14 protein-coding genes are annotated in these 12585 nt (G+C 62.6%); 9 read left to right on the top strand and 5 right to left on the bottom strand.

The features are described from left to right. Positions 1-2: 2 nt before the first annotated feature. The 4 genes from rpsP to B5M07_RS15155 form a co-directional block, all read right to left on the bottom strand. Complete coding sequence (gene rpsP / locus B5M07_RS15170; protein WP_007118056.1) at positions 3-389, bottom strand: 30S ribosomal protein S16; 387 nt, start codon at positions 387-389, stop codon at positions 3-5. Between the two features lie 48 nt (positions 390-437). Then, positions 438-746: a chorismate mutase gene (locus B5M07_RS15165; protein ID WP_120351902.1), complete on the bottom strand. Its 309-nt coding sequence runs from the start codon at positions 744-746 to the stop codon at positions 438-440. After that, entirely contained in the window at positions 743-2254 is a 1512-nt protein-coding gene (gene ffh / locus B5M07_RS15160; protein ID WP_120351901.1) for a signal recognition particle protein, read from the bottom strand. Before ffh ends, B5M07_RS15165 begins: the two co-directional genes overlap by 4 nt. A gap of 265 nt (positions 2255-2519) precedes the next feature. Next, positions 2520-3104, bottom strand: coding sequence for an FMN-dependent NADH-azoreductase (locus tag B5M07_RS15155; protein WP_120351900.1), 585 nt, complete (start codon positions 3102-3104; stop codon positions 2520-2522). A 126-nt stretch (positions 3105-3230) separates the two neighbouring features. On the opposite strand from B5M07_RS15155, the gene B5M07_RS15150 reads away from it, so the two are divergent. Next, a complete protein-coding gene (locus B5M07_RS15150; RefSeq protein WP_067627196.1) occupies positions 3231-4118 on the top strand; it encodes a LysR family transcriptional regulator in 888 nt (295 codons plus the stop codon). Further along, a complete protein-coding gene (locus B5M07_RS15145) occupies positions 4106-5032 on the top strand; it encodes a DMT family transporter (RefSeq protein ID WP_205570874.1) in 927 nt (308 codons plus the stop codon). The genes B5M07_RS15150 and B5M07_RS15145 overlap by 13 nt, the downstream gene beginning before the upstream one ends. Positions 5033-5228: 196 nt before the next feature. On the opposite strand, the gene B5M07_RS15140 is transcribed toward B5M07_RS15145, so the two are convergent. Continuing rightward, positions 5229-5585, bottom strand: coding sequence for an ArsR/SmtB family transcription factor (locus tag B5M07_RS15140; protein WP_067627198.1), 357 nt, complete (start codon positions 5583-5585; stop codon positions 5229-5231). Positions 5586-5825: 240 nt separating this feature from the next. Here B5M07_RS15140 and B5M07_RS15135 point away from each other — a divergent pair, with 240 nt between their 5' ends. The 7 genes from B5M07_RS15135 to smc all read left to right on the top strand — a co-directional run bounded on the left by B5M07_RS15135 (position 5826) and on the right by smc (position 12532). Beyond that, on the top strand, positions 5826-6176 hold the full coding sequence (locus tag B5M07_RS15135) for an AtpZ/AtpI family protein (RefSeq protein ID WP_120351899.1): 351 nt from the start codon (positions 5826-5828) through the stop codon (positions 6174-6176). A 1-nt stretch (position 6177) separates the two neighbouring features. Beyond that, a complete protein-coding gene (locus tag B5M07_RS15130; protein WP_067937983.1) occupies positions 6178-6939 on the top strand; it encodes a F0F1 ATP synthase subunit A in 762 nt (253 codons plus the stop codon). 64 nt (positions 6940-7003) lie between these two features. Further along, on the top strand, positions 7004-7228 hold the full coding sequence (locus B5M07_RS15125) for a F0F1 ATP synthase subunit C (protein ID WP_007118046.1): 225 nt from the start codon (positions 7004-7006) through the stop codon (positions 7226-7228). 90 nt (positions 7229-7318) lie between these two features. Next, positions 7319-7876 carry a F0F1 ATP synthase subunit B' gene (locus B5M07_RS15120; RefSeq protein ID WP_120351898.1) on the top strand — a complete coding sequence of 186 codons (558 nt, stop codon included), beginning with the start codon at positions 7319-7321 and terminating at the stop codon, positions 7874-7876. Positions 7877-7891: 15 nt separating this feature from the next. Continuing rightward, the gene (locus tag B5M07_RS15115; RefSeq protein WP_120352287.1) at positions 7892-8452 is read left to right on the top strand and encodes a F0F1 ATP synthase subunit B; all 561 of its coding nucleotides are present in this window, start codon (positions 7892-7894) and stop codon (positions 8450-8452) included. A 95-nt stretch (positions 8453-8547) separates the two neighbouring features. Then, positions 8548-8838: a hypothetical protein gene (locus B5M07_RS15110; RefSeq protein ID WP_120351897.1), complete on the top strand. Its 291-nt coding sequence runs from the start codon at positions 8548-8550 to the stop codon at positions 8836-8838. 238 nt (positions 8839-9076) lie between these two features. Continuing rightward, on the top strand, positions 9077-12532 hold the full coding sequence (smc, locus tag B5M07_RS15105) for a chromosome segregation protein SMC (protein ID WP_120351896.1): 3456 nt from the start codon (positions 9077-9079) through the stop codon (positions 12530-12532). Positions 12533-12585: the final 53 nt, after the last annotated feature.

The following is a 12585-nucleotide window of genomic DNA, read 5'->3' as shown; positions in this document are numbered from 1 at the left end:
GCTTATTCTGCGGAAGCTTCTTCGGCAGGTGCGTTGGCGGCTTCAGCAGCGGCAGCGGCTTTGTCAGCCTTCTCTTGAACGCGCTCTTGGGCTTTCTTGCCCGGTGTGCCCTTCTTGGGGTTGTTACGCTCGGTCTTTTCGCGGACGCCAGCGGCTTCCAGCATGCGTGTCACACGCTCGGTCGGCTGGGCACCTTTGGCGATCCATGCTTCGATCTTTTCAACGTCCATCTTTACGCGCTCTTCGCTGTCTTTCGGCAGCAGCGGGTTGTATGTGCCCAGCTTCTCGATGAAGCGGCCATCGCGTGGCATGCGGCTGTCGGCTGCAACGATACGGTAGAAGGGGCGCTTTTTGGAGCCGCCGCGGGCGAGACGAATTTTCATGGCCATGATGAGTAGTCCTTTGAGTTGGTAAGCAAGAAGGGGCTGCGCCCTGTCTTACGATTGGTGGCTTTTATGGTGCTGAATGACTTCAGCGATGATGAAGTTCAGGAACTTCTTGGCGAATTCGGGGTCGAGGTCGGCCTCTTTCGCCAAATCTTCGAGCCGTGCGATCTGGGCCGCTTCGCGGGCTGGATCGGACGGGGGAAGGTCGTGTGTGGCCTTGAGTTTCCCCACGGCCTGTGTGTGTTTGAACCGCTCGCCCAGTGTATAGACGAGGATCGCATCGAGCCGGTCGATTGAGGCGCGGTGCCCCTTCAACAGCTCGGCGGCGCGGCTGGCGGTATCTGTGGTGGTGTCGGTCATTTCTTTTTCCCGAAACCGCTGAGGCCGCCGGGCAGGCCCATGCCGCCGCCACCCATGCCGCCCAGACCGCCGGGCAGCTTGCCGCCCATCTGCTTGGCCGCCGCTTCGAGCGCCTTTGGGTCCATCTGGCTCGGGTCCATGCCGCCGGGCATACCGCCTTTGCCCATCATGCCCTTCATGGCTTGCTTGAGCATGCCGCCTTTGCCCATTTTGCCCATCTTCTTCATCATGTCGGACATCTGGCGGTGCATCTTCATCAGCTTGTTGAGGTCAGAGACCTCCATGCCGGCACCGCGCGCGATGCGCTTTTTGCGGCTGGCTTGCAGCAGGGCAGGGTTGGCGCGCTCTTTCTTGGTCATCGACTGAATGAGGGCGATCTGCTGCTTGAGGATCTTATCGTCGAAACCGGCGTCTTCGACCTGTTTCGCCATTTTCCCCATGCCGGGCATCATGCCCATCATGCCCTGCATGCCGCCCATCTTGATCATCTGTTCAAGCTGCATCTTGAGGTCGTTCATATTGAACTGACCCTTCGCCATGCGCTTCATCATCTTCTCGGCCTGTTCGGCCTCGATGGTTTCTTGGGCCTTCTCGACCAGCGCGACGATGTCGCCCATGCCGAGGATACGGCCCGCGATGCGCTCAGGCTCGAAAGTTTCGAGCGCGTCCATCTTTTCGCCCAGACCGACGAATTTGATCGGCTTGCCCGTCACGGCACGCATCGAGAGCGCCGCACCGCCACGGCCATCGCCGTCCATCCGGGTCAGCACGACACCGGTGATGCCGATACGCTCGTCGAAGTTCTCGGCGGTGTGCACGGCGTCTTGGCCGGTCAGGCCGTCGACCACGAGCAATGTTTCACGTGGATTGGCCACGTCGCGCACGGCTTTGACCTGCTGCATCAACTCTTCGTCGATGGACAGGCGGCCTGCGGTGTCGAGCATATAGACGTCATAGCCGCCCAAACCCGCCTGCGTTTTGGCGCGTTTTGCGATTTGCACGGGGCTTTCGCCTTTGACGATCGGCAGCGTGTCGACGCCGATCTGCGTGCCGAGGATGGCAAGCTGCTCCATCGCCGCGGGGCGGTTCACGTCGAGCGAGGCCATCAGCACGCGCTTGCCGTCACGCTCCTTCAAGCGTTTGGCGAGCTTCGCGGTGGAGGTGGTTTTACCGCCGCCCTGCAGACCGACCATCAGGATCGGGGCGGGCGGGCTGTCGATTTTCAGCGCGCCGGGCTCGCCTTCGCCTTTCAGCACGTCGATCAGCGCGTCATGGACGATCTTGACGACCTGCTGGCCGGGCGTGACCGATTTGGTCACCGCTTGGCCGGTCGCCTTGTCCTGTACCGCTTTGACAAAATCACGCGCCACGGGCAGCGAAACGTCAGCCTCCAGCAGGGCGACGCGCACTTCACGCAGGGCGGTTTTGACGTCTTCGTCGCTGAGCGCGCCTTGCTTGGTCAGGCGGTCAAAGACACCAGAGAGCCGTTCGCTGAGATTTTCAAACATGGGCACAGGGCCTTTCGGGTCGGTTGCACTTGCCCCCATTTAAGGACGCGCGCGAAAATGCACAAATGCCCCAGTGGGCGCAACGCGCTGACTGGGGGCGATCCCGACGCAATGCCGGGACCGGAAGGCAATGCTTCCGGAGATTGAGGGGCGTTTACGCGCTGGCGCGGCGCGAGTCAAGCCGGGCAGGGCGGGCGGCAAAGTACCGCCATGCAAAAGCCGCGCCCCGGTGACGGGATGCGGCTGTTTCTGAGCGCGAGGCTGCTTAGGCCGCGTCGCGCAGCGCGTCGATCTGGGCGTTGGCGCGGGCGATGGTGCCTTCGGCGTCAACGGCCAATTGGTCCGCCGCGACGAAGGTCACATCGGTGATGCCCAAGAAACCCAGCACGAAGCGCAGATAGCCGCTGGCGAAATCGGCGGCGGAATCGATGCCGGTGCCACCAGAGGCGAAGGCGACGATCACGCGCTTGTTTTCCAGCAAGCCGACGGGGCCTTCTGCCGTGTAGTTAAAGGTCACGCCGACGCGGGCGATCAGGTCAATCCACGCTTTTAAAGACGCGGGGATGGTGAAGTTGTAGATCGGGGCGCTGATGACGATTGTATCGGCGGCTTGGACTTCGGCAACCAATGTGTCGGAGAGGGCGAGGGCTTCTTGATCCAAGGTGCTGCGCTCTTCGACGGGTTTCACGCGGGCGCTGGCCCACGTGGAATCGATCAGCGGCAGGGGCTCGGTGGCGATGTCGCGGGTAACAACGTCACTGTCGCCGAGGGTGGAGATGATGCGGTCTGTCAGTTTGCGGGTGACAGAGTTTTCGCGGTTCACGGATGTTTCGATACGCAGGGTGGCCATTTGGCGGCTCCTTGTTCCAAGGGTCAATCTGATGACATGGAATTGGGCATTGTGCTCCCGAACGCAACTGCCAGAATGAACGTGACCATGTTCGTAAATGCACAAGTCAGGAAGGCAGGGTGAACCATGGACAATTGGGATGAGATCAGGACGGCCTATCAGGTCGCGCAACTTGGCACCGTCAGTGGCGCGGCAGAGGTGTTGGGCGTGCATCATGCCACCGTTATCCGCCATATCGATGCCTTGGAGGGGCGGCTTGGCGTGAAGTTGTTCCAGCGTCACGCGCGCGGATATACGGCGACCGAGGCGGGCGAGGATCTGCTGCGGGTGGCGCGGGCCACGGATGATCAGTTCAGCCAATTGGCCGGGCGGATCAAGGGGCGCGGCAGTGACGTGTCAGGCGAATTGGTGATCACGTCGCTTGATTTCCTTGCCCCGCAACTGGCGCCATTGCTAAGCGAATTTCAGCGCCAGAACCCTGAGTTGGTCGTGCGTTACCTAATCGGGGATCGCCTGTTCCGGCTGGAGTATGGTGAGGCGCATGTCGCCATCCGCGCCGGGGCCGCGCCGGACCAGCCCGACAATGTGGTGCAGCCCTACGCCCAACTGGCGGTCGGGGCCTATGCGAGCCGGGATTACGTGGCGCAATTCGGCATTCCGCAGGGGCCGGAGGACTACCACAAGCACCGCTTCATCGCAGCCGATAACCGGGACAGCCGCGCGCCCTATCACAAGTGGCTCTGGGCCACGGTGCCAGAGGAAAGCGTGACGTGGCGCAGCACCAGCGGCGCGGCGATGGAGGCGGCGCTGCGGGCCGGGGCAGGAATCGGTGGGCTGCCCGCCGCCATGGGGCGCAACGATCCGCAGTTGGTTGAGATTCATGCCCCGCGCCCGGATTGGAGCAGTGCTCTGTGGTTGGTCACCCATGTTGATCTGCACCGGACCAGTAAGGTGCAGGCGGTGCTGCGGTTCCTGAAGGAACATGCCGAGGATGCGGTCACATGTCCCGAATAAGCGCTTCGGCGCAGGGGCATCTGGCGATGCTCTGTTTCTCGGCGCTGGTGGCGGGGTCATTCTCGCTCGGGGCGCAGGTGGCGAATGAGATCACGCCCACGGCTCTCAATGCCGTTCGGTTCGCCTTGGCGGCGGTATTGGTCGGCGCGCTGGCGTGGGGGCGGGGCGATATCAAGCGGGCAGGCTTTGCAGCATCTTGGCGCTATTTCGTGTTGGCGGGGCTCTTTACGCTCTATTTCGTGTTGATGTTCGAAGCGCTGAAGACCGCGCCGCCGGTGGCTGCGGCGGCGGTCTTTACCCTTGTCCCGGTCATGGCGGCGGGCTTTGCATGGGCATTGGTGCGGCAGATCATGACGCCGCGCATGGCGCTGGCATTGGCGATCGGCGGGGCCGGGGCGCTGTGGGTGATCTTTCGCGGCGACCTCGCGGCGCTGTTGGCGTTCGACATCGGCCGGGGGGAGGCGATTTATTTCATCGGCTGCATCAGTCACGCGCTCTATACGCCCATGGTGCGGCGGCTGAACCGAGGCGAGAGCGCGGTGATGTTCACCTTTGGCACCTTGCTGGCGGGAACGGTGCTGTTGGGGCTGTACGGCTGGCAGGATATCCGCGCGACGGACTGGGGTGCGCTTCGGCCCTTGGTCTGGATCACTATCCTATACGTTGCGGTCTTTGCCACGGCGGCCACGGTGGTTCTGTTGCAATTCGCGGCGCTGCGGCTGCCCTCGGCGAAAGTGATGGCCTATACCTATCTTACGCCAAGCTGGGTGATCCTGTGGGAGTTGGGTTTTGGCAATGCCCTGCCGGGCGGGCTGATTTGGGGTGGCGTCCTACTGACCATTCTGGCGCTTTACCTGCTGCTCCGCGACGACAGCGCGGAAAAATCACAAAAATTCAAAAAGATGCAGATTTGATGGAACCGGACCGCGTGATCCCGCGTTGGGGCGTGAAATCAAAGTGAAGGACACAACCATGCGTAGTATTATTTACCTGATCGGGTTGATCGTAGTGGTATTGGCTATTTTGCGTTTTGCATTCGGCGTCATCTGACCGTCGATTGATCCTCCCCTTGTCTTATTTACCTCGTGGCAAGGGGGGATCACTCTCTCTCTACTCAGACCCTGAGCGCGTCACGCCTTCCGCAGTCTCAGGCAGTTCGATTTCCAAAAATCGCTCGAAGGCATCAAGGTTCACCGGCTCAAACTGCCCGAACCCCTGCATCCAGACCGACGCATTCCGCAAGGCATCCGGTTCCAGTTTGCACCACTTCACACGCCCCCGCTTTTCCTGACTGATCAGCCCCGCCGCCGTCAGCACGCCCAGATGTTTCGAGATCGCGGCCAGCGACATCTCGAACGGCTCGGCCACGTCGGTCACGGCCATATCATCCTCCAGCAGCATCGCGAGGATGGCGCGGCGGGTGGGGTCCGCAAGGGCGGCAAACACCTGATCTAGGTCTTGGGTCATGTGCCTGCATAGCGCGGGGCGCGGGGGTGGGAAAGCGGCCATTGCGGCTAACTTAACCACCGGGTTGAATAAGCATCCGGCGCGGTTTCACTGGGATTTGCTTGCGCTGTTTCAAGGGTGCCACCGTCTCGCTCCGGCTAACCTACTGTAAAGGCGCGAAAACCTGCTACGCCCAAGGTTGTTGACTCTAACCCGCCCTGACAGTAGCACCGCAGCAGATATTCCTAAGGGGATTTTGGTGTGACCAGCCCGGACCAACGGCAGCAGATGGAGCAGCTTGAGGCCAAACTGGCGGCTGCGAAACACCGCGGCGCACCCAAGCCCCGAGCGGATGAGCATTATTCTCAGGCCAATATGGCATGGCGGATGGTGATCGAACTTGTGGCCGGTCTTGGGATCGGTTTCGGCATCGGATACGGGCTTGATGTGCTTTTTGGCACGCTGCCCATTTTCATGGTGCTATTTGTAATGCTGGGCCTTGCGGCGGGGGTGAAGACGATGCTCCGCACCGCTGAGGAAATCCAGAGCAAACAACAGGCCGAACCGGCCGAACAGGATACGCCCCATTCGGGCAAGGACGAGGGAGCCTGAGATGGCAACAGAGATAGACGGTGCCGCAGCAGGCGGTCTGGAATTCCACCCGATGGACCAGTTCATCGTATCGCCGCTTTTCAGCGACGATGCTTCCGTTGCTTGGTACACCATCACCAACGCCACCTTCTGGATGGCGCTGGCGGTTCTGGCCACTTTCGCGATGCTCGTTCTGGGCAGTGCGCGCCGCTCGGTCGTTCCGGGCCGGATGCAATCGGTTGCAGAACTGGCTTACGGCTTCATCCACAAGATGGTCGAAGACATCTGCGGCAAAGAAGGGCTGAAGTTCTTCCCCTATATCATGACCCTGTTCATGTTCATCGTCATGGCGAACTTCCTTGGTCTGATCCCAACAGCCTTTACCCCCACCGCGCATTTCTCGGTGACCGTGGTGCTGGCGCTGGCCGTGTTCATCACCGTGACCGTCGTGGGCTTCGTCAAGAACGGCGCGGCTTTCCTGAGCCTCTTCTGGGTGTCCTCGGCCCCTCTGGCGCTGCGCCCGGTGCTGGCAATCATCGAATTGATCAGCTACTTCGTGCGCCCGGTTAGCCACTCCATTCGTCTGGCGGGTAACGTCATGGCGGGCCACGCGGTTATTAAAGTTTTCGCCGGTTTTGCTGCCATCGCAGTGATCTCTCCGGTGTCGGTACTCGCGATCACCGCGATGTACGGTCTCGAAGTGCTGGTGGCCTTTATCCAGGCCTATGTCTTTACCATCCTGACATGCGTGTACCTCAAGGACGCGCTGCACCCCGCACACTAACAACCCCAACAACGGCGGGGCTTCCCGTCAAAGTTTTAACTTCCAATCGTAAGGAGATACCCCCATGGAAGGTCAACTCGCACATATCGGCGCAGGCATCGCAGGTCTCGGCACAGGCATCGCAGCCCTGGGTGTCGGCAACGTTGCCGCCAACTTCCTGTCCGGCGCTCTGCGCAACCCGTCGGCAGCCGCAAGCCAGACAGCGACCCTGTTCATCGGCATCGCGTTTGCAGAAGCTCTGGGGATCTTCTCGTTCCTCGTCGCTCTGCTGCTGATGTTCGCTGTCTAAGCTCTCGGAACTGTAATCCTTACGAGCGGGCAGGCGCGCATCGCCGTGTCTGCCCGGCTGTAACGGCAAAGTTTCCAAGGAGAAGCCACGATGGCAACTGTAACAACCAGCGACGGGCTGGCCGACGCGACCGGCATTGCGACCCATGCTGCCGAAACGCCGGGCATGCCGCAGCTGAACTTCGATCACTGGGGCAACCAGATTTTCTGGCTGATCCTCGCGCTGATCGCCACCTACCTGATCCTGTCGCGCGTGGCTCTGCCTCGCATCGGTGCGGTTTTGGCTGAACGCCAAGGGACCATCACCAATGACATCGCGGCTGCCGAAGACCTTAAAGTCAAGGCACAGGAAGCCGAAGCCGCCTATGACAAGGCCCTGATCGACGCCCGTGCCGAGGCACAGCAGATCGTGGCCCAAGCCAAAGCGGACATGCAGGCTGATTTGGATGCCGAAATGGCCAAGGCCGATGCCGAGATTGCCGCGCAAGTGGCGGAATCGGAAAAAGCCATCGCCGAAATTCGCGCGGGCGCCATGGACAACGTACAAGCCGTTGCCAAGGACACCGCAGAAGCGCTCGTCGCCGCCCTTGGTGGCACGGCAGACGCTACAACCGTTGATGCCGCCGTCGATGCGCGGATGAAAGGATAAGCCATGACCAAATCCATGCGCCTGACACTTTCGACCCTGCTCGCCGGTCTTGCGGCTTCGCCAGCGCTTGCCGCCACGGGGCCTTTCTTTTCGCTGCGCAACACCGATTTCATCGTGTTGCTGGCGTTCCTGCTGTTCCTCGGGATCCTGATCTACTTCAAGGTTCCGACGCTGCTGATCGGCATGCTCGATAAACGTGCCGATGGCATCAAGACCGAGCTGGAAGAAGCCCGCGCCCTGCGTGAAGAAGCGCAAACTTTGCTCGCCTCCTATGAGCGCAAGCAGAAAGAGGTGCAGGATCAAGCGGACCGCATAGTGTCTTCCGCCAAGGAAGATGCCCGTCTTGCTGCCGAACAGGCACGGGCGGATATGGCCAAATCGCTTGACCGTCGCATGGCCGCCGCGAAGGACCAGATCAGCTCGGCCGAGGCCGCCGCTGTGAAGGAAGTCCGCGACCAAGCCGTGACGATCGCTGTGGCCGCTGCGCGCGATGTGATCGCTAAGCAGATGACCGCTGCACAGGGTAACAAGCTGATCGACGATGGCATCGCCCAAGTCGAAGCCAAGCTGCACTAAGCCAGCGCCCCATCGAATTTTGAAAGCCCCGGTTTCGCCGGGGCTTTTTCTTTTGCGTTAGGCTTTTATTAACCCAACCGCGACAGGCTCAAACCATGCGTTTGCTTCTTATCATTGCGGTGGTGATCGGCCTTGCGGCTTGTACCGCGCCTAGTCGGGACTTCAGGGGCCTTCCGGCCCAACGCATCACCGTGGAGGGTTCGGTGTTCGATGTGCGCATTCGGGGGGAGCGGGCGGAAGCGGTGCGGGTGAACACCCAATACGCGCCGCGCTTTGGCCCCATCCGCGGGCGGGCGGGGCGTGCGATGGCACAGGCGAGCGGTTGTGAGGTGAAAGAGGTCTTGGGCGATCAGGCGCAGGCCGTTGGCGTGTTGGATTGCGACTAGAGGGCGCTTGCTGTGGTTGAGGCGGAACACCGGGCTGTGACTTGGACGGCGTCAGAATGACGACACGCGCCGATCCGGCGGGGCTGGCGGAGGCCAGTCTCGGAAATGGCCGAGAGACGACAATATCTTGTGGATAACCGCCGACCGCCCCCTGTCCCTTGGGGCTTTTGATTGACTCGGACCCGTGCCAAACGGCAAGTTCGCCGCTCAGGCAAGAATCAATCACGGCAGGGCAAACTTGCGTTTTTCCAAACTCAGATTAACCGGCTTCAAAAGCTTCGTGGACCCGACGGACCTCGTCATTTCAGACGGGCTGACCGGGGTCGTGGGGCCGAACGGCTGTGGCAAATCCAACCTGCTCGAAGCCTTGCGGTGGGTCATGGGCGAAAACCGCCCGACCGCCATGCGGGGCGGCGGCATGGAAGACGTGATCTTTGCCGGGGCCGCCTCGCGCCCGGCGCGTAACTTTGCCGAAGTGGCGCTGCATCTCGACAACAGCGACCGGCTGGCGCCTGCGGGCTTTAACGAACAAGACGCGCTTGAGATCGTGCGCCGCATCACCCGCGATGTCGGCAGCGCCTACAAGGTGAACGGCAAGGATGTCCGGGCGCGGGATGTGCAGATGCTCTTCGCCGATGCCTCCACCGGGGCGCATAGCCCGGCGCTGGTCCGGCAAGGGCAGATTGCAGAGCTGATCAACGCCAAGCCGAAAAGTCGCCGCCGCATTCTGGAAGAGGCCGCTGGGATCTCGGGGCTCTACCAGCGCCGCCATGAGGCCGAATTGAAACTTAACGGGGCCGAACAGAACCTCGCCCGTGTTGATGATGTGGTTGAACAATTGGCCGCTCAATTGGCCACGCTGGCCCGGCAAGCGCGGCAGGCCGCGAAGTACCGCGAGATTGGCGAAGCACTGCGCCGCGCCGAGGGCTTGTTGCTCTACCGCCGCTGGCGCGAAGCAGACGAGGCGCGCGGCAAGGCCGAGGATGACCTGCGCGCCCGTGTTGCCGCAACGGCAGAGGCCGAAGCGCAGGTGCGGCGCGTGGCCAAAGGGCGGGAGGAGGCCGAGGCCGCCTTGCCCGCCTTACGCGAGGAAGAGGCGATTGCGACCGCGATTCTGCAACGTCTGACCACACAGCGCGACACGCTGGCCGATCAAGAAACCCGTGCCGCGTCATTGATCCACACCCTGACCAGCCGCATCACCCAGTTGACCCGCGATATCGAGCGGGAAGGCGGGCTGAACCGCGACGCGGAAGAAACGATCGAGCGCCTCGAAAGGGAAGCGTCCGAGCTTGCCACAGCCGATGAGGGGCACGACAGCGCCCTTGAGGCGGCGGCAGAGGCCGCGCGCGAGGCGGCGGAAGTCTTGCAGACCCGCGAGGCGGACCTTTCCCAGCAGACCGAAGATGTCGCCCGTCTGGCGGCGCGGCACAGCTCGGCCGAACGTCTGCTTCAGGACAGCCGCAAAACGCTGGAGAAGTCGGAAGCCGAAGCCCGCAAGGCCCGCGATGCAGTCGCTCAGAGCCAAGCGACCCTCGACAAAGCTGGTGTGGATTTCGCAGCGGCCCAGCAGGCCGAGGCGAGCGCAGTCACGGCCTCAGCCGCGGCAGATGCGGCTCTTTTGGCTGCGGAAGAAACCCGCGCCGACACGCAGTCGCGCGAAGCCGATGCCCGTGCAGAGCGGTCCGAGGCCGAGGGCGAGGCCAATGCGCTGCGCGCAGAGGTTGGCGCGCTGGCAAAGCTGGTCGAACGCGACACGGCGGAAGGCGGGCAGATCCTCGACCGGTTGCAGGTCGAACATGGGTTTGAAAAGGCGCTCGGCGCGGCTTTGGCCGATGACCTGCGCGCGCCGGAAGTTGCTACCGATCGACCCTCCGGCTGGTCGATCTTGCCGGGCTACCTAGAGGCGCAGCCGCTGCCCGAAGGGGCGCCGCCACTGACGCAGCATGTCACGGTTCCGAAGGTGCTGGAACGCCGCATGAGCCAGATTGGGCTGGTGGATCCTGAGGCGGGCGCGCGGCTTCAGGCGCAGTTGCTGCCCGGGCAACGGCTGGTCTCGGCAGAGGGTGATCTTTGGCGGTGGGACGGGTTCCGCGCCATGGCCGAGGATGCGCCATCGGCTGCGGCCCTGCGCCTGCAGCAGTTGAACCGGTTGGAAGTTCTGAAACAGGCGCTGGAACAGGTGAGCGAACGTGCCGATGCGGCACGGGCCGCGCATGAAACCCTGCAGCAGCAGTTGGCCGAGCAGGCCGAGGCCGACAAACGTGCCCGCGAAGCGCGGCGCGACGCGGATCGACAGGTGGCCGAAGCGGGGCGCGCCCTGAGCCGGGCGGAGGCGGATCGCAACCTTGTTCAAAGCCGTCTGGAATCCCTTGGCCTTGCCGTGAAGCGCCATGAGGAGGCCGCGATTACCGCGCGGGCCGAGGTGATGGACGCCGAACGTACCTTGGCGGGCTTGGACGATCTTGCCGCTGCCCGTGCGACCGTCGACGATATCCGCATGACGGTCGAAGCGTCTCGGATCACCATGATGTCGCGCCGCTCGGCCCATGACGAATTGCGCCGCGAAGGCGATGCCCGCAGACGCCGGGTGCAAGAGGTCTCGAAAGAGGTCAGCGGCTGGCGGCACCGGTTGGAGACAGCGGGCAAGCGCACCGCCGAATTGGTTGAACGCAAAGCCGCCTCTGAGGCGGAGTTGGCCGAGGCGGGTGCCGTGCCGGCGGAAATCGCGGCGAAGCGGGAAGAATTGTCAGGTGCGATCACTGCCGCCGAAACGCGACGCACCCATGCGACCGACACGCTGGCCGCCGCCGAAGCTGCGCTGAAGGCGGCGACGGATGCCGAACGCGACGCGGAACGGCAGGCCTCGGACGCGCGGGAAGCCCGCGCCCGGGCCGAGGCGCGCAGCGATGCCGCGCGTGAGACGGTGACCCATGCGGCGGACCGTATTCAGGACGAACGGCAAGTCACGCCCGAGGCCCTGCGCGATGCGCTGGACATCGAGGCGGATCAGACCCCGCCGGTGGACGCGCTGGAAGAGGACGTAAACCGTTACAAAAGGCAGCGGGATTCCTTGGGCGCGGTGAACCTGCGCGCCGAGGATGACGCCAAAGAGATACGCGAAGAGCACGGCGCGCTGCTGACCGAGAAGGCCGATTTGGAAGAGGCAATCAAGACCCTGCGCAGCGGGATCGCGGGCCTCAACCGCGAGGGGCGGGAGCGGCTGCTGACGGCCTTTGAACAGGTGAACGCGAACTTCTCTATGCTGTTTACCCACCTCTTTGGTGGCGGCGAGGCGAACCTCGTGATGGTCGAAAGCGATGATCCATTGGAGGCCGGGTTGGAGATCCTGTGCCAACCGCCGGGCAAGAAGCTGAGCACCCTGAGCCTGCTGTCGGGCGGGGAGCAGACCTTGACCGCGATGGCGCTGATCTTTGCCGTGTTCTTGGCCAATCCGGCGCCGATCTGTGTGCTGGACGAGGTCGACGCGCCGCTTGATGACGCAAATGTGACCAGGTTCTGCGATCTGTTGGATGAGATGTGCCGTCAGACCGATACGCGGTTCCTGATCATCACGCACCATGCGGTGACGATGGCTCGGATGGACCGGCTCTTTGGGGTGACCATGGCGGAGCAGGGGGTCAGCCAGTTGGTTTCTGTCGATCTTAAGAAAGCGGAAACCCTGGTCGCGTAAAGGTGGGAGACGCCGGTTGCGAGGACCGGCCCTTAAAGCGTGCGCGCATCAGG

The sequence above is a fragment of the Sulfitobacter sp. D7 genome, from assembly GCF_003611275.1.
GTDB classification, from domain to species: domain Bacteria; phylum Pseudomonadota; class Alphaproteobacteria; order Rhodobacterales; family Rhodobacteraceae; genus Sulfitobacter; species Sulfitobacter profundi.
This window is presented reverse-complemented; position numbering and strand designations above follow the sequence as displayed.